A 17,461-nucleotide genomic window follows, 5' to 3' on the forward strand; every position below is an offset into this window, starting at 1 on the left:
CAGCTGAATCATGCATCTTCAAGTGGAACGGGTATATACCAACACTAGATGCTTTCAGCATAGCTATCAATAGCAGTCAATGCTGCTCTAGTCTCTTTAAGTAAAGCATTCACTTCATTTAAACTATTAGATGTGTCATTACCACTGAGTAATTTTGACCACTGAGAGCATAATAGCTCTAATTCTGAAGCAGCTAATATTTTAGCATTCAATCGTAAATCAATAATTGCTTCTTTGGCTTTATCAAAATCTTTTACTTTAATTGCATCAATCAAAACATCAAGTTGCTGATGGTTAGCTTGCGCATAATCATCCAGCATGAATAATGCTAACTCGACAGAGCCTTGATGATGTAAATATTGTGAGAAATCAAAAACAGCTTTTTTGTTATCCTCAGCAAGGGAAGCAACAAGCTCAGTAATCACCCCCTCATTATAGCCATCATCAAGACTTTTTATTGGTTTTTCAGGTAAAGTTAACACTGAACTTTTAGGGATGTCTAATGGCTTAATGTATTTCAGCCAAGGCGCTAACACAACTCTCAAGTCTGCTAATGTAGACTGTGCAACTAACTGCCTTATATGCCAATCATCAAAGTATGTATTACTCTCTGAGCTAGGAATATCATCCGTTAAACTAAAAACAGCGACATCCACTAACGGTTTACTCACCATTTCTAATAATGAAGTTTCAGTAAATTCCGTGAAAAGTATGCAATACAAGCCTGTTTCCCACAGTTCCCGCTGAGCGTCAGCATGAGAAACAACATGCACTTGTAAACCTAGCCAATGTAATAATCGTTGGAAATTTTGATGTTTTTGAGGCGAATGTACCGCGAGTACCACGGGTAACTCACTTGCCAAATAATGACTTTGTTGGCATTGCTCTGGTGAAAGTAACTGATTAGTAGTCGCTTCACCTATAAGCAATCCTTTAATGTTTTGTAAAAACACATCTTTAAACAATAATTGCTCTGCCTGAGAATAAAAGCCAAAACCATCTAAACTTAATTCTGCTGATTGCAACAACATCAATTTAGGCTGCAGAGAGTTAGGCAAACTATCGAGTTGTCGTGTTATTAAATCAATATTTATTTGTGCGACATCGCTAGCCACTATTAATAAATCAAGTTTATGTTTACTAAGGTACTTCGCGTTAAGTTGTTGCTCAAAACTATCAATACGAGCCAACACTTCAAATTTACCTGAAGCAGAGTGAATTAATTTTTCAAGTAACCCTGTTAGCATTTTATTACTCGATAACAACATAACCTTAATGCCATCAAGTTTAGTCTCTTGCTGTTCTTTAAATACAGGTGAAGAAGCAATAGCCAAAGGTAATTCAAAGCTAAGCTGAAAACCGTCATCAATGAGATGAGCGATAATGTGTTCACCATGTTGCTTAGTGAATAGAATGTTAAGTATTTCCACCAATGGTGATTCTTGCGAAACAGTCTTTTGATAGTTAATCAATAGCGTAACTAAATCGGGCAAAGTCTCTATTGCTTCATCTCTGACTTTTACTACGAAGTGTACTAGTTGTTGACCTCCACTTTTATCTTGCAACTGTAAATGAAGATGTAATTGAGCGCCTTGACAGTCCACTAAAACGATATCAATTAGTAAGTGCATTAACTGTTGAAACAAACGAAAGTCGAGCTTAGCCTGTTCTAATAGCTGCTCATCATAGCTAAAATATAACTGATTATTAAATTTTTGCTGTTCAGTCTGCTTATTCATTAAAATGGCATGTATTTCATCAACTAAGTTTACATCAACAAGTGTTAGCACCGTTTTTTCTGAGCGTATATCACTTGCTAGGTAAAACTGTTTTAATTGTTCATAAACGGGAATTAAAGCAGGAAATTGAACCAATTTGATTGTTTCATTATTGATTGGCGTATTAATCAACTTAGCTTGTTGATGTTGTATAAATGATAGAACCTTTTCTTCCAAATGTTTATATCGCTGTAATTCACCCTTAAGATTGAATGCAACTTGTTCGCTAGTATCTAACTGTTGTTGATCGGTATTTTGGGTATACGCAGTCAATAACTGCGCTTGTTCATCAATAACCTGTTGATGTGTTTGACACTGTTGAAGTAGTTGCTGAAATTCTTGCTCATTATGAACAGGTTTAGCAATACTTTGCACTTGCTGCATTATTTCCTGAGTTTCGGCGCAATTAGCCTGAATATCGCCACTATTTTCAGCGTGGATACTTTTGTTTATTAACACCACGCTCTGCTGAGCTGCTAATTTAATTTGCTCACGTAAGCGCCACAGTAGAAAACAAAAAACGAGCATAGATAAACAAATAGCCAAGAATAGTATTATTGACAATTCTTTTTGAGTTACATTGATTTTAAACTTCACTAACCAATCATTAAGCATACCAGAAGCATGAGTTATTATTTTTTCTTGTGGCTCAACTAATATCTGCATCAATTGATTTTTTTGCATTTTTAAGTCAAGTTGATAACTTTGTGCCAAACGAATATAACCTTGCCATTTTGCTAACGCCCTTTGTTGAGTTATTACAAGGTCTTCAAATGTGTCTATTTGCTGGCTAAATTCAACCGTAGCTTTAGTTTTATCATCTATTTTTAAAGCGTTATGTTGAGCAATAATTTGTTCTACTCCTAAACGTAGTAAATAAAAATCGTCCATACTTGTATGAATAGTCAGTTGCTCAAAACTGGTTAATACTTTTGCCAATAAACTCTTTAACTGCTGTAAATCATCTAATTGTCGAATAGCACTAACATAAGCATTAGCTCGGCTGAACGTGAGATTGTCATTTACCTGATCAGTTTGAAGTTGTTTGAAAAGTAATTCTTGTTGGGCTGTTTTTTTATTAATTATCGGCGTGACCGAAAACAACATTAATTGTAATTGAATAATACTACTTTGCTTTAACTGTTCATTACGCCCATGATTTTGTTGGATACGCATCACAATATCACTAGCCGATTTATTCGTATTTAACCATTGCTGATATAAATGAGTATGTAAACTTTCTAGTCGTAATAATCGTCTATTTAGTGCAATCAACTCTGTCTGTAATTCTATAAAATTTATACCGCTATTGGTAAACAATAATTCATTAACAAGGTAATCTGCTTTTTGTAACGTTTGTAGCTGCTCAAATTGTTGCTTTAAAGGCGTTAATTCACCATCAATCAAAAAACGACTACGCTCACTTTGCTGATAAAACAGAGTAAATATTAATGCTAACGCAATAATAATTGTTAGCAATAGCGCGACTAACTTTGTAGAAAATTGTCTATGCAATGGCTTTGTAGTCAAAGACAGTGTTTGTCGTTCATCTTCTTGTTCGATTGGTTTTTGATCAGACAAGTCCTCAGTATTACTCATAGCTGTTATTTTTGTTTTAAATTCCTTTGTCGCTTTAGTTTATACTATACCCGTAATCATTCACAATACTCGATTCAGAGTGCATTGTGAATGGTCGCGGGTATTATACCAATTGAAATAATGAATCGACCAACTTAGAGTTACGTAGCGAGCTTAGAACAAACAAAATGAGTTAAACATAGTTATTCTATATTTCATTCATTTTGTGATGTTATCAGTTTGCTACGAAACTCCCGAAGGGCGAGTTTAAAAGGCTTACATGCGGCGTTATTGATTTTGACAAGGGAATAACCATTCTCTTCAATCAATGCCTTGCCTCTAAGCCTTTTAATTCTCGCTAAGTGGTGCATTCATTAATTCAATTGGTATTAACCATAAGCAAAGTAATAGCGTACCGAATGTTAATTAACGTTTTTTACTCACCCAAGCCCATTGCATTTCACATAGGATAGGCATTTTTCCCGAATCGTCCGTGATAATAACGGGCACGGTTATATCACCTTTTTCTTGTTGCTCAATCATACTAATTTGATCTGCAGTTAAATTTGCCTCCGCTTTTAAACTACCTTGCATTCTTCGTTCATATTCTACTGTCATCGACTTTAATAATGGCACTCTATCATCAGGTACATTCATGCCAAACACTATGCCAGTGGCCGATTCAGCTAATACCGCCGCCGCAATAGCATGAATGCCACCAATATGATTTTGTACTGATTTTTTGTTTTTTAATGATAATATCGTTTGCTGGTGAGTTACCTTTTCAATTTTAACGCCTGTGGTTCCTGCAAATTTAACCTGTGAGGTGAAAAAAGTTGTTAATAAAAACGACTGCATGAATTTCGGAGCTTTATTTACTTTATTAACAAATGAGCTAAAACGATTTGTCATGTTTACTGACCATTAGGGTGATTGATAATGTTATTGTCAATCAAACTGGTCTGACCTGCAAGTTTTATTGTTAATAAGGCTGATGGAAAAACTTTGTGGTGCTGTTATTTCTAGCACATTCCGTCTTTTGTCCGGTACGCATGTTCTGAATTAATTGGTGTCACAGCTTTGCTGTATGTACGCTAGGTGGTAATTATATAATGAGCTATCTTGAATAAGCTGATTGTTTCATCTATGGTGAACGTCAACTATAGGGAAAATTCTAACGTAAGGTGGTTGTTCCATCCATATCCGCTGTAGATCAAAATATACAAAAATTTCAGTATAAATTCTCATATGCTAATGGCATCCTCCGGTGTGCTTCTAATGGTGGAATCCGACGCGTTTGGACCTGTTCAATATCAGGGTGCTGTGCCCATTTCTAAACCGCATTAGCCATTAATTGTGTAATTTCAGAAGGTGCATGCGCTACAATTAATAGTATTTTCATTGTTTACTCACTTTGATTTAAAACGCCCTACTGGCTAGTTGTCCTCTGTATTGAATCGTCTTACTAGTAGGTTTTTTTGATCTTTCGTGGTTAAATTTTGTTCGAGATAAAAGCATTTTAATCGCGGCGAGTCGTGTGTAGCCTAGTCACTCTAAGCAAATACTACTCAACAAAGAGTAAAACGCTTTAGTTCTCCATGCATTAGTGACCATTTTCATAATCACTTATTTCTCACTTTCGATCAAATTAACTTAGATCTTAAAAAAATGCTCTTGATACACTTTTAACTCAGCAATAGATTCACGAATATCATCTAAAGCTAAATGTGCGCCTGTTTTAACAACTTTATCTAGCACTTCTGGTTTCCATCTGCGAGCAAGCTCTTTTACCGTACTCACATCTACATTACGATAATGAAAACAGTCCTCAAAGTCAGGCATGTATTTATTAATAAAACGCCTATCTTGCCCTATGCTATTACCGCACATAGGTGATTTACCCTTTGGTGCATATTGCTCAACAAATGTTATCGTCTGTGCAGTAGCCTCTGCTAGGCTCACTTCGCTATCTCGACAACGTTGCGTCAAACCTGATTGACCATGATGTTCAATACACCAGTCGCTCATATTATCGAGCACTTTATCCGACTGATTAATAGCAAAGACAGGCCCCTCAGCTAAGATATTTAGCTGACTATCGGTAACAATCGTTGCTATTTCTAATATCACATCAATCTCAGGCTCTAGCCCTGTCATTTCCAAATCAAGCCAAATTAAATTGGTGTCGTTATATGTCATCATAAGTGTCCCTTGTACCAAGTTTAATGAATATCAGCCTTGGTATTATAAATTGCGCAAGCAATAGCTAGTAATAGTAAGTATAATAGCTGACAAATAATTAGGATTAAATAAAATGATCGATCTTATCTGGCCACAACAATAGTATGGCAAAGAAAAAACTAACTCACGGTCAACAACGTCGTATTAAAGCTAATCATGACAAAAAATTACGTGTCAAAGTAGATAAACCAGACAAAATACAATGGCAAGATGATGATTTAGGCATGACACAAAATGGCATAATCATTAGCCGCTTTGGCCAACACGCGGATGTTGAAGGTGCTGATGGTATAGTTTATCGCTGTAATTTACGTCGTTCTATTCGCTCATTAGTTTGTGGTGACAAGGTACTTTGGCGCTTAGGCAAAGAAACACTGCACAGTATTCGCGGTATTATTGAAGCAGTGCACGAACGTGACACCGTACTGAGCCGTCCTGATGTTTATGATGGCGTAAAACCCATTGCCGCTAATATCAGCCAAATATTGATAGTTTCTTCACTATTGCCGGCCTTTAATAGTGACATCATCGACCGCTATTTAGTTGCCGCAGAGCAAACAGGAATTACCCCTATTATCGTGTTAAATAAAACCGATTTATTTAACGAACTAAGCCAAGTAGAACAGGATGAGATTGAGCAGCAGTTACAGATTTATCGCGATATTGGCTACCAAGTGCTTTATGCGAGCAGTAAAACAAATGCAGGTATTAGCGAAATAAAAGCACAGCTAAATCAACATATCAGTATTTTTGTTGGTCAATCTGGTGTGGGAAAATCAACCTTAGTTAACGCTTTAATGCCTGATCTCGGCGTGGTTACTAAAGAAGTATCACAAAATTCCGGTTTAGGGCAGCATACTACTACCGTTGCCCGGTTATATCATTTTGACGATGGCGGTGATTTAATTGATTCTCCCGGCATTCGAGAGTTTGGCTTGTGGCACTTAACGCCTGAACAAGTTTTAAATGGCTTCAAAGAGTTTGAAGAGTTTATGGGCCTATGCAAATTTAGAGACTGTAAACACATCAACGATCCTGGTTGTGCATTAACCGGTGCTAGTGAACAGCAAATTAACCCTAAGCGGCTAGCAAGCTTTCAACGAATTTTAGCCAGTTTAGGCGACAACAAATTAACTTCACGATTTAATGACTAATCGATTAATAAATTAAAGGAAATAAAGTGTCTTCAGAAAACATACCTTCAAATATGCCTTCAAGTTCATTACCTGTAAACTCTTCACCTACAAGAAATACAATCGGTGACAAAGTTAAAATAGCTTTACAATATGCAATGCCAAAGCATGCCCTTTCACGTTTAGTGGGTAAATTGGCGGCAGCTAAAATGGGTTGGCTAACCACTAAATTGATTGATGTTTTTATCAACGCTTATGGTATAAATATGAGTGAAGCTAAACTTAAAAAAGCCAGTGACTTTGAAACTTTTAACGACTTTTTTACCCGGGAATTAGAGCAAGGAGCTCGTACAATTGATCCCAATAGTGATTTTTTATGTTATCCCGTTGATGGCGCAATTTCACAGCAAGGTGACATTGTTGAAGGCAAGCTTATTCAAGCAAAAGGCTTTAACTACAGCCTAACCTCTTTATTAGGTGGCGATTCTAGAACTGCTGCTCCTTTTCAAAAAGGTAAGTTTTCTTGCATCTATTTAGCGCCAAAAGATTACCATAGAATTCACATGCCAATGGCAGCAACATTGCGTGAAATGATTTATGTCCCAGGGGAATTATTTTCAGTTAACCCGTTAACGGCCAACAATGTTCCCAATTTATTTGCGCGTAACGAACGCGTAGTAACCATTTTTGATACCGAACATGGCGCTTTAGCCATGGTGCTTGTTGGCGCAACTATTGTCGCCAGTATAGAAACCACATGGGCAGGTACTATTACCCCGCCAGCAGGTAGTGATATTTTCAGATGGCAATATCCAACAAAAGGTGTTGATGCGATAACTTTTGAAAAAGGCGATGAAATGGGTCGATTTAAATTAGGCTCTACCGTTGTTAGCACCTTTGCACCTAATATGGTTGAATTTATCCCTGAAGCGGGTCCACAAACCGTTACTCGTTTAGGTGAGAAATATGCAAACCTAATGCCTGACAATGGTGATGAAAAATAAAAAGTTGCTCATTAATTCAACACAGGATAGGATGAGTATATAGTTATTACGACTCCATTCGTAATTTCGAACTCTTTTACTATTAAATTAAGCATTAAGCTATTAACATTCCATTAAAGGACAAACAAAACATGGCGCGCGATAAATCAGCAGTAAAGCCAACAGCAGCTGAGTTAACTTTACTCAATATTCTTTGGCAGATGGGTCCAGCTACCGTTAGACAAATACATGAGACTGTGAGTACCACACAGAAAACTGGTTATACAACTGTCTTAAAAATATTACAAATAATGCATGAAAAAGCACTTGTTGTTCGCGACGAAACTAATCGTGCTCATGTATACGCTGCAGCTGACAGTGAGACAAATACGCAATCATCTTTGATTAAAGATTTGATTAGTAAAGCTTTTGGTGGTTCAACATCAAAGTTAGTTATGCGCGCTATTGATGAGTCAACTTCTGCTGAAGAAATTGATGATATTCGTCAATTACTTAATTCTTTAGAAAAATAACCCTTAAATAACCAATGCTAACACTTTTATCGACAAGCCCATTTTTAACCAGTTTATCACTGACTTTATTGCACTTTATGTGGCAAGGGTTGTTAGTGGCTGCGGTTTTAAAGTCTGCATTACTTATTCTCAACAATCATAAACCTCAATTACGCTACGCTTTGTCAACTTTGGCAATGTCAGCTAACTTGTTATTACCGATAATTACTTTTGTTATTATCTATCAAACTGAAAGCTCTGCCGCTAGTACATTAGCTAACTCATTAGCTTTAAGTGATTTTATACAAGAATTAAAACAGCCTAATGCCTTTTTTAGCTATAACGAGTTAACCGTATTACTGCCTTCATTATTACCTTATGTCGCAATTTTTTGGTTAGCAACAATTTTCCTGCTAGCAGGGAAATTATTATTTGAGATGTGCCATGTAAATAACTTGCCACAACAAAACACGGTTGCACCCAGTGACAAACTACAAGCTCGATTCAATGAATTAGCCAATCAAATTCATTTAACTATCACACCTCGATTATTAATCTCATTAAAAATTGAAGTACCTATGGCGATTGGTTGGCTTAAACCGGTGGTTTTACTACCTGCTAGCATGGTAAGCGGCTTAAGTACTCCACAATTGGAAATGTTGCTTTTACATGAATTAGCCCATATTCGCCGTCATGATTATTTAGTTAACTTTTTTCAAACATTAGTGGAAATATTATTGTTTTTTCATCCGGCCGTACACTGGGTATCTAAACAAATGCGTAATGAACGTGAATATTGCAGCGATGATATTGCCGTACAACACTGTGGTGATGCCGTTGCCTATGCCCATACTTTAGCTGACACAGCCTCTTTATGTACTAAAGCACATCATCATACGATTCCTAATATGGCAATGGCCGCCTCTGGTGGTGATTTAAAAAAACGTGTTATTCGTTTAGTTGATCATCACTGTGCACCCAAAAACAACATCAGTAAGTGGTTTGCTAGTTTGACTATCGTATTTTCAGTATTACTATTGTCAAGCAAGCAGCTTTTGACCATGCCATTACTCGACATTTGGTACAATGAAAAACCATCGCAGCATTCAGATAATACGACTAATGCACAAAAGAACATTACCGATACAGACAATGTAATACCTAATAGTTCTATTGCTCAACAGTTATTGATACCCTACCAAGCAAGTAAGTCAAATATAGCGCGTACCACCGGCCTAACAATACCATTTCAATCGCAAGATACCTTAACCAGACAGCAACAAGAAAATAGTCAAACGCTTACTACAACAGTGATAGAAGAACAGTTAATTATTGCGACTCAGCAACAAGCGCTGACCTCTTCCAAGACTTCAAGGGTTAAGCAAGCACTTGAACGTAGCGACTCTAATAGCAAATTATCATTAATCCCGACCCCATACCCACAAGAAATTGAAACATTAGCAATTTCGCCTCTGACCAAAACAGCTAACACTGAACAAATTAAAACGATAAAAGGCCCAAATTCTGTACAGATTTCTGATTCATCTAGCGTGAATAGTAAAAAAAATGACTTACCCCATACCAATAATAAAACAAATATAAGTACAATATTTGTTGATCATATTTCAAGACAAAAGGAAGAATGGGTACAGCCTATTCTCATCGTAAACAAGTCAATTGTCCCCATATCACCTGTATGGCGTAGCGCAGAACAAGTTAAAAAAGTTGTTCCTATTTACCCTAGTGTGGCAAAGCGTAAAGGAATTGAATTAGATGTAAAAGTAGACTTTACCATTGATGTTGATGGTCAGATAAAAAACATCAAATTTGCTCAACACAACAAAATCAATTACTTCAAAAAATCAATACGAACTGCGATTGAAAAATGGCGTTTTTTACCTGCCAAAGTTGATGAAAAACCAGTAGAAAGCCAAATGGCTAAAGTGTTTTCTTTTAGCTTACAAAGCTAATACACTTCACTTATATACCCGTAACCATTCAAAATGCAGTTTTACGCTGTTTAATACCAATTGAAGTAATACCAATCTCACGAACTATGTGATCATTTATACTGGTTAAAACAGCCAACTACTTCGTTATTTATTTAATAATTAGAACAACTAGTTATTAAAATAGGTATAAAAATTTAACCATGCCTCTTTTTAGCATTTCCTTTATCTTTTTTATGTTCCATAATTTTCAGCCATTTCTCTTGTTGCTCTGTTGTTAAAACATTAAAAACAGCATGTTTAGCTTTCACTCTAATTAACGCTAATTGTGCAAAAATAGGTTGGTATGCATCATGTAGAGCACTATACGCTTGCTCATCAAATGTTGCTGTTCGCAGTAATTTTTTCTCTGCTACTTTAAATTCTTTCATCGACGCACGTAAAGTTTGATGTTGTTCTTTTGCTTGCGTTTTTATTGCTTTTATTTCAACTTGTTGTTCTTCGCTTAATAATAAGGCTTTGGCCATACGCTTCATCTTATGCTTTTGTTCTTGGTGCTTATGCTCTTTATGGTCTCTTGGAGCATCAAGAGCAATGTCATTGTCTGAGGCATTAACACTAGCAACACTTACAAAGGCTATAACGATACAAACCGCTGCAGTTGAAAAAATAGTTTTCATTGGTTTAGCCATCTTCATAATATTCTCCAAAAATAAGTTTAATTGGTATAACTGTTAATCAGTATAGATAATGCAATGCTAAGATACGTAAAGTGAATGTAAAGATTGAGTAAAGGTTGCAAGGATGAACCATAAGACGATAATGAATAAGATAAGATGGCAGTACGAACACATGTGGAGTTTCTCTTGAATAAAAAACAAATATTACTCATTGATGATGATCATGAATTAGCTGAGCTATTAGTCGATTATTTAGCCCAACAAGGTTTTATTGTTCAGTGCTGTTTTGATGGCCAGTCTGGATTAGAGCTAGCTTATAAGAGTAAATTTGATCTTATTTTACTTGATGTAATGATGCCAAAACTCAATGGTTTTGAAGTGTTAAAAGCTCTTGGCAGCGAATATAAAACCCCTATTCTAATGCTGACCGCTAAAGGAGATAACAATGATAAAGTACGGGGTTTAGAGTTGGGTGCTGACGATTACTTAGCCAAGCCTTTTCACCACCAAGAGTTATTAGCCCGTATACATGCCATTTTACGTCGTATTAATATCGTAACCCAACAAAACCAACAAGCTTTACACGGTGAAAATTCAACATTAACGGTTAATAACATTGAGCTTAATCATGCGACAAGAATAGTTACTTGCCATACTAACCCTATAATGTTGACAGGAACTGAGTATCAAATTTTAACTATACTAATGGAACATCACGGACAGATCATCGCCAAAGATACACTTTCAAAACAAGTGCTCAGTCGAAAATTAGCGCCGTTCGATCGCAGTATTGACGTCCATGTTAGCAATATTCGCCGTAAATTTGATCCTTATTGTGCAATTGAAAAGATCAAAACAGTACGCGGTGCTGGCTATTTGTTTCTAACAGGCGAAAGTAGTTAAAATTTATGCCTATAAAACCCTCTACAAAAATTAAAGTATTATTTTCCTCTTTTAGCATCAAACTCTTCACGTGGTTTTGGCTTATAGCTATCACGTCTATTTTTAGTACCCGTTTTATTTCACATCAGTTATCGAATGAAGCTTACAATACAGTCATTAGCCAAGCACCGCTGCATGATGAACTTCGCAAGCTCCACAATACGGCAAGAAAAATTGAGCGAAGTAAGATAAAAAATATCGACAAACTGCTACAAACAAAACTGCAGCAATTTATCAAAGCCCCCTTTAACCTATGGTTTAAAAGTCTTGATAATAATCCAACCGTTTCAAGTATGTTTCTATTACCCCCAAAGCATCAGCAAGCGCTTACGCGCTATCTTAATGAACAGATATTCGATCAAGCGATTACCAGTAATTTTTCTCATACTCGTTTGGTTGGCCCGGTTTTAATAAAAATCAATAAACAAAAATATCAATTATTCATTTCAAGAAAACAGCATAAACGAAACTTTGGACGACTTGTGCAAGAGCTTCCTTCTTGGGCTCGCGTTGCAATTCCTGTTCTTATTAGTTTTATACTTTGTTTATTGTTAGCACGCTCTTTTAGCAAACCTATTGCAACCATAAAAAAAGCCACTACAGAATTAGGTAAAGGACATTTAGCAACTCGTGTTAAAGGAGTAACAAAGCGTAATGATGAATTAGGCCAACTCGCTAACAGCTTTAATCAAATGGCTGAGCAGTTAGAACAAAATCAAAGTGCACAACAACGTTTGCTTGGCGACGTTTCCCATGAGTTGCGCTCCCCGATGACCCGCTTACAAATGGCACTAGGCTTAGCACAGCAAGAGTCCACTACCAAATTAGCTCGCGAGCAATATTTACAGCGCTGCCAGTTAGAAGTAGAACGCTTAAACCAAATGATTGAAGATGCATTAGTCTTATCACGTTTAGAAAATACTCTGCAAATAATCAAGAAAACACATCTTGATTTTACTGCTTTAGTGCAGAAAATCATTTACGAAGAACAGTTTATTGCCAATGAAAAATCAATCACAATTGTGTTAGATTCAACAGTAACTGTTGAGCTTCTAGGTGACCATAATTTACTTTTTAGTGCCATCAACAATGTCGTAACGAATGCGGTAAAATATAGCCCTGAACACAGCACAATTAAGGTGAGTTTATCGGTAAATGATCAGTTTGTTAGTTTGGTTGTTTCTGATAACGGCATCGGTGTGCCGCCGGAATCTTTAACCGAACTATTCACGCCTTTTTATCGAGTAAATCTTGCTAGAGATCGTAAAACTGGAGGCACTGGTTTAGGGTTGGCTATAGCCAAACAAGCCATTAATGCTCATCAGGGTAATATTTTTGCCAAAAACAATGAAATTAAAGGATTATCTGTTACCATTCAACTCCCTTTATGATAAAAGTTCACCAATATGAACGCTTCTTCTTCGGTTAAAAAATCGCCTATTTATTTCAGTAAACCCGTAAAAATAATTGCTACGCTCTTTATTGGTCTCTATCTTATTATTTGGGCTATTTCTTCGCCAGTGAGTAAATACTTCATTTCCCCCATCTTAGTTGAGCAAGGATTGACGTTATCTCCTGACACGAGTATTCGCTATAACCCTTTTATGAGTCAGCTGACCATTAGCGATTTAACACTTTATCTGGATAAAGAGGAGAAAGTACTTTCAATAAATGAATTAACTATCCGATTAACCTTATTCCGTTTGCTCTTTGACAAAATAGTGATTAGCAAATTTCAATTAGATAACGCGTACATAAAAATTAATAAAACAGAAACGCAACTTGTTATTGCTGGAGTTGATCTAAACAAAGAAAACACCAATACAAACCAAGAAAAGATCATCGATACTGAATCTAAACCTGAGTCATTTGATTATCAACTCATATTACCAAAATTAGATTTTAGCCAAATTAATATCGATATAGAAAATAATAATAAACCCCATCATATTGTTATTAATAATTTGTTAATCACGCAAGTAAAGGCAAGTGAACAATCTCAACAAGCGAAGATAAACCTACAAAGTATTATTGATGGTACTGAGCTTACGTTAGATGCCGATGCCGAATTTGAGCAAGGTCAAGGAGAGGTTTCAACTCAGCTAGCAATAATTGACTATCCTATCGCTAAGCTACAACGTTACGTGGAAGACTTATCTGAACTTAGTGGCTCTTTTTCATTAGTTAGTGAACAATCAATATCGATCACAACAGACCAAATTAAAGTGCATTTAAATGAAGCCGAGATAATTAACAAAAATCTTATTGTCGGCTATGAACAGCAATTTTTTACTTTAGAAAAACTACAGCAAAATATCAGTGACTTAAAATTAACCTTAAATCAAGGTGAAATAATTGAACTAAGCGGCGAAGGACAACTTACGCTAAATAAAGCCAGTGTTCATCATAACACGCCCAGTCAAAAGCTAGCTTACTTTGAGCAATTAGCCTTAAATGATATGAGCTTTCACTTTACCGATATCCCAGAAGTAAAGATTGCTGAATTTATTATTGATAACATTTTAGTTTCCAAAAATGAAGACACTGAGCTACCGCCTATAGTGCAATTAAAGCAGTTTAGCATCAATGATATTACAATCAGTGAGCACTACTTAGCGGTTAATCAAATACGACTTGATAGCCTACACAGCCAGATAATTATGAACAAAGAAAAGGCCATTTCAAATTTAGTAACAATGCCCGTAACAGAAACAGAGCAAGAAGAAATTACTGAGGTTGTAGAAGAAGCTGATCAAGAGATAAATGCCACAAAGGCCGATTTTATTGTATCAATAAATGAATTTTTATTAATCAATGATAATCAATTATCATTTGTAGATAATAGTGTCGAGCCCGCAGGTAAACGAAACGTATTTATTGATAAATTAACGCTAGGCGCGCTGAGTAACGCCCAAGATAAAAAGGACAATCAAACACCGTTTGAGCTAATTGGCCGCAGCAATAAATACGCCCATTTCGATTTTAAAGGCTTCACTCAGCCCTTTTTACAACAGCCAATACATCATATTAACGGTTTTTTGAAAGAATTATCCCTTCGTGCTGTTTCTACTTACACGCAGCAAGCAATGCAATTAGAATTAAAAAGTGGCCAACTCAATACCGATATTAACGTCACTCTTAAGGGCGAACAACTTGATGGCAATATAGTTATACTCTTACAAGGCTTAGAAACTGCCATAGCTGATAGTGATGAAACTGGCGCATTAATAGATCAAGGTGCATTACCCTTAAATCTTGCCATGGGCATGCTAAAAGATAGCCATGGTAATGTAGAGCTTGATGTACCATTGTCCGGCTCCACTTCCGACCCGCAATTTGGTATGAGTAGTATTGTTAGCTTGATCACAGAAAAAGCCATATTGATGGCAACACAAGAGTACTTATTGAAAACCTTTATTCCCTACGCCAATATTGTTTCTGCGGCTATGACGGTAGGTGAATTCGCCCTAAAATTACGCTTTGAAGATTTACCTTATAAGGCTAAACAAATAGCGATAAATGAAGATCAACAAGCGTATTTACAAGCCTTTATTGCCTTAATGCAAGATAAAGAAGATACTCGAGTAAATATTTGCGCTGTTAGTACGCCTGCAGATATTGACCTTAAATCAGGCAACCAAATAACCGATAAAAGTAAGATAAAACAACTCAAAGAAATTGCAGAGCAACGTGAAGAGGTATTTAAAGAATATATCATCAAGCATGGCAATATTGCCTCTTCAAGACTATTGTTATGTTCACCGAAAATAGATAGTAGTGAAGATGCACAGCCACGTATTGAGCTGTCTGTTTAGCTTGCAATAGGAAAAATAAGGAGTATTAATTGTGAAGAAAATGGATCAACAAGACAATTTTATCTATCTTACTTTTGCATTAATCCTCTTATTATTAGGCACTGCACTAGCACAACAGTTTTTTGGTGATTCGGTACAACGGTTAATGCAATCAACCACAGTGATCACATTACTAGTGGCCGTTTGGGGTGTTAAGTCTGAGCACTTTATTTTAAGAAAAACCTTTATCTTCCCTCTGGCTATTTTAACCATTTCCATGGCATCTAACTGGCTTGATAGTGCCGGTTTTGATCAATTTTACCTGCTACTTTTACTAAGTTTTTTCATCTTCACCGCCTTTAAAACCGCTAAACAAGTATTATTTACTGGTGACATTGATGGCAATAAAATACTAGGCGCGATCTGTCTATACTTATTATTAGGGTTGATTTGGGCTGTAACCTATACGTTATTGCAACTTGAATTTCCCAACTCATTTCAAGTTATGCAAAAGCATAGCCATTGGTTTACCTTATTTCCTGATTTTGTCTATTTCTCTTTTGTTACCATTACCACCTTAGGTTTTGGTGATATTGCACCAACATTACCCGTGGCACGATTTTTAGTCTATTTGGAAGCAATCATTGGACAATTTTACCTTGCCATTTTAGTGGCTAGTTTAGTTGGTTCAAGAATGTCAACACTACCTCACAAGTCATAAAAAAGTAAAACAAAAGCCATAAAACACAGGGGATATAAATGAGCAATCAACAAGAAAACACCAGTGAACTAGTATTTAATCGACGTGTTATTGATATAGCCATAAAGCTCAGTGCACTCGCTTTAATTTTATTTTGGTGTTTACAGATAATAAAGCCTTTTATACTCATCGTTATATGGGGCGCTATTCTAGCCGTTGCATTACACCCTCTACATGTGAAATTAAGTAATATACTCAAAGGTAATAAAAAATTAGCCTCAACCATTATTGCTTTGATTGGCATATCACTGATCGCCTTACCGGCAATCAGCCTGTCATCATCCTCTATAGACTCGGCACAATACCTTTATGAAGGAATTGAAGATGGTTCATTAAAAATACCTCGCCCCGATGAAAGCGTAAAAGCATGGCCATTAATTGGTGCTCAAACATATGATCTTTGGCAAGCAGCTTCTCAAGATATTCAAAAAGTTGCAGGTCAATACTCCGAGCAGATAAAAAGCCTTTCTACTTCATTACTTTCTGCCGTTGCAGGTATTGGTGGCAGTGTTGCCCAGTTTATTATTTCATTAATCATTTCCGTGGTTTTTATGGCTAAATCAGCTGCCTGCCATCAGGGTATCAGCGCACTAATGTCACGATTGATGAATGAGAGTGGCGAGAGAACCATCACCACAACAATTGCTACCATTCGTAGTGTTGCAACTGGTGTGCTTGGCGTCGCTGTTATTCAATCTTTACTTTCTGGTGTTGGTTTATTAATAGCAGACATACCCGGTGCTGGTATTTGGGCAATTGCCGTACTTATTCTTGCTATTGCACAGCTCCCTCCTATTTTAATTTTAGGCCCAATTGCGGCTTATTATTTTTCAATAGCTGACACTGCGCCAGCTATCGCTTTTTTAATATTTAGTATTATCGTAAGCATGAGTGATGCTGTTCTTAAACCTATATTTTTAGGCCGTGGCATGGATATACCTATGATTATCATTTTGCTTGGTGCTATTGGTGGCATGATACTGTCAGGTATTATTGGCTTATTTGTTGGCGCTGTAGTATTAGCATTAGGATATCAATTAGTGATGGATTGGTTAGCTCACTCTCAGCCTGAAAACACTTAACGTTTTTAAGTTACCTTAGACAATTACGA

Annotated in this window: 13 protein-coding genes; 9 read left to right on the forward strand and 4 right to left on the reverse strand. The window is 36.4% G+C overall.

All coding sequences use genetic code 11. The features are described 5' to 3' along the window. Positions 1–44: 44 nt before the first annotated feature. The 3 genes from DWA31_RS12565 to orn form a co-directional block, all read right to left on the reverse strand. Complete coding sequence (locus tag DWA31_RS12565; RefSeq protein ID WP_114326930.1) at positions 45–3,377, reverse strand: hypothetical protein; 3,333 nt, start codon at positions 3,375–3,377, stop codon at positions 45–47. Between the two features lie 405 nt (positions 3,378–3,782). After that, complete coding sequence (locus tag DWA31_RS12570) at positions 3,783–4,214, reverse strand: DUF4442 domain-containing protein (protein ID WP_245942613.1); 432 nt, start codon at positions 4,212–4,214, stop codon at positions 3,783–3,785. Positions 4,215–5,009: 795 nt separating this feature from the next. After that, entirely contained in the window at positions 5,010–5,555 is a 546-nt protein-coding gene (gene orn, locus DWA31_RS12580) for an oligoribonuclease (protein ID WP_114326952.1), read from the reverse strand. A gap of 146 nt (positions 5,556–5,701) precedes the next feature. On the opposite strand from orn, the gene rsgA reads away from it, so the two are divergent. From rsgA to DWA31_RS12600, 4 genes are all read left to right on the forward strand, one after another. Beyond that, positions 5,702–6,751, forward strand: coding sequence for a small ribosomal subunit biogenesis GTPase RsgA (rsgA, locus tag DWA31_RS12585; protein WP_114326932.1), 1,050 nt, complete (start codon positions 5,702–5,704; stop codon positions 6,749–6,751). A 53-nt stretch (positions 6,752–6,804) separates the two neighbouring features. Continuing rightward, positions 6,805–7,734 (forward strand): archaetidylserine decarboxylase, encoded by a 930-nt coding sequence (gene asd, locus DWA31_RS12590; RefSeq protein ID WP_114326953.1) that lies wholly within the window; start codon positions 6,805–6,807, stop codon positions 7,732–7,734. Between the two features lie 131 nt (positions 7,735–7,865). Next, positions 7,866–8,246 (forward strand): BlaI/MecI/CopY family transcriptional regulator, encoded by a 381-nt coding sequence (locus tag DWA31_RS12595; protein WP_114326933.1) that lies wholly within the window; start codon positions 7,866–7,868, stop codon positions 8,244–8,246. Positions 8,247–8,260: 14 nt separating this feature from the next. Beyond that, positions 8,261–10,195, forward strand: coding sequence for a M56 family metallopeptidase (locus tag DWA31_RS12600; protein ID WP_114326934.1), 1,935 nt, complete (start codon positions 8,261–8,263; stop codon positions 10,193–10,195). Between the two features lie 176 nt (positions 10,196–10,371). On the opposite strand, the gene DWA31_RS12605 is transcribed toward DWA31_RS12600, so the two are convergent. Further along, positions 10,372–10,872, reverse strand: coding sequence for a Spy/CpxP family protein refolding chaperone (locus DWA31_RS12605; protein ID WP_114326935.1), 501 nt, complete (start codon positions 10,870–10,872; stop codon positions 10,372–10,374). Between the two features lie 168 nt (positions 10,873–11,040). Here DWA31_RS12605 and DWA31_RS12610 point away from each other — a divergent pair, with 168 nt between their 5' ends. Genes DWA31_RS12610 through DWA31_RS12630 form a run of 5 tightly spaced genes read left to right on the forward strand, consistent with a single transcriptional unit; the run spans position 11,041 to position 17,432 of the window. Further along, entirely contained in the window at positions 11,041–11,757 is a 717-nt protein-coding gene (locus tag DWA31_RS12610; RefSeq protein WP_245942614.1) for a response regulator transcription factor, read from the forward strand. 5 nt (positions 11,758–11,762) lie between these two features. Further along, complete coding sequence (locus tag DWA31_RS12615; protein ID WP_114326937.1) at positions 11,763–13,187, forward strand: ATP-binding protein; 1,425 nt, start codon at positions 11,763–11,765, stop codon at positions 13,185–13,187. 15 nt (positions 13,188–13,202) lie between these two features. Continuing rightward, a complete protein-coding gene (locus DWA31_RS12620; protein WP_114326938.1) occupies positions 13,203–15,611 on the forward strand; it encodes a DUF748 domain-containing protein in 2,409 nt (802 codons plus the stop codon). 40 nt (positions 15,612–15,651) lie between these two features. Beyond that, on the forward strand, positions 15,652–16,311 hold the full coding sequence (locus DWA31_RS12625) for a potassium channel family protein (RefSeq protein WP_114326939.1): 660 nt from the start codon (positions 15,652–15,654) through the stop codon (positions 16,309–16,311). 38 nt (positions 16,312–16,349) lie between these two features. After that, entirely contained in the window at positions 16,350–17,432 is a 1,083-nt protein-coding gene (locus DWA31_RS12630; RefSeq protein ID WP_114326940.1) for an AI-2E family transporter, read from the forward strand. The last annotated feature ends 29 nt before the right edge of the window (positions 17,433–17,461 follow it).

It is taken from the genome of Candidatus Colwellia aromaticivorans, from assembly GCF_003333305.1.
Taxonomy (GTDB): Bacteria; Pseudomonadota; Gammaproteobacteria; order Enterobacterales; family Alteromonadaceae; genus Colwellia; species Colwellia aromaticivorans.

Coding starts and splice junctions, on each gene's coding strand:
- DWA31_RS12620 (WP_114326938.1), top strand. CDS start 13,203: ATGAACGCTTCTTCTTCGGTTAAAAAATCGCCTATTTATTTCAGTAAA.
- DWA31_RS12605 (WP_114326935.1), bottom strand. CDS start 10,872: ATGAAGATGGCTAAACCAATGAAAACTATTTTTTCAACTGCAGCGGTT.
- DWA31_RS12595 (WP_114326933.1), top strand. CDS start 7,866: ATGGCGCGCGATAAATCAGCAGTAAAGCCAACAGCAGCTGAGTTAACT.
- rsgA (WP_114326932.1), top strand. CDS start 5,702: ATGGCAAAGAAAAAACTAACTCACGGTCAACAACGTCGTATTAAAGCT.
- DWA31_RS12630 (WP_114326940.1), top strand. CDS start 16,350: ATGAGCAATCAACAAGAAAACACCAGTGAACTAGTATTTAATCGACGT.
- DWA31_RS12570 (WP_245942613.1), bottom strand. CDS start 4,214: ATGCAGTCGTTTTTATTAACAACTTTTTTCACCTCACAGGTTAAATTT.
- DWA31_RS12600 (WP_114326934.1), top strand. CDS start 8,261: ATGCTAACACTTTTATCGACAAGCCCATTTTTAACCAGTTTATCACTG.
- orn (WP_114326952.1), bottom strand. CDS start 5,555: ATGACATATAACGACACCAATTTAATTTGGCTTGATTTGGAAATGACA.
- DWA31_RS12625 (WP_114326939.1), top strand. CDS start 15,652: ATGGATCAACAAGACAATTTTATCTATCTTACTTTTGCATTAATCCTC.
- asd (WP_114326953.1), top strand. CDS start 6,805: ATGCCTTCAAGTTCATTACCTGTAAACTCTTCACCTACAAGAAATACA.
- DWA31_RS12565 (WP_114326930.1), bottom strand. CDS start 3,377: ATGAGTAATACTGAGGACTTGTCTGATCAAAAACCAATCGAACAAGAA.
- DWA31_RS12615 (WP_114326937.1), top strand. CDS start 11,763: ATGCCTATAAAACCCTCTACAAAAATTAAAGTATTATTTTCCTCTTTT.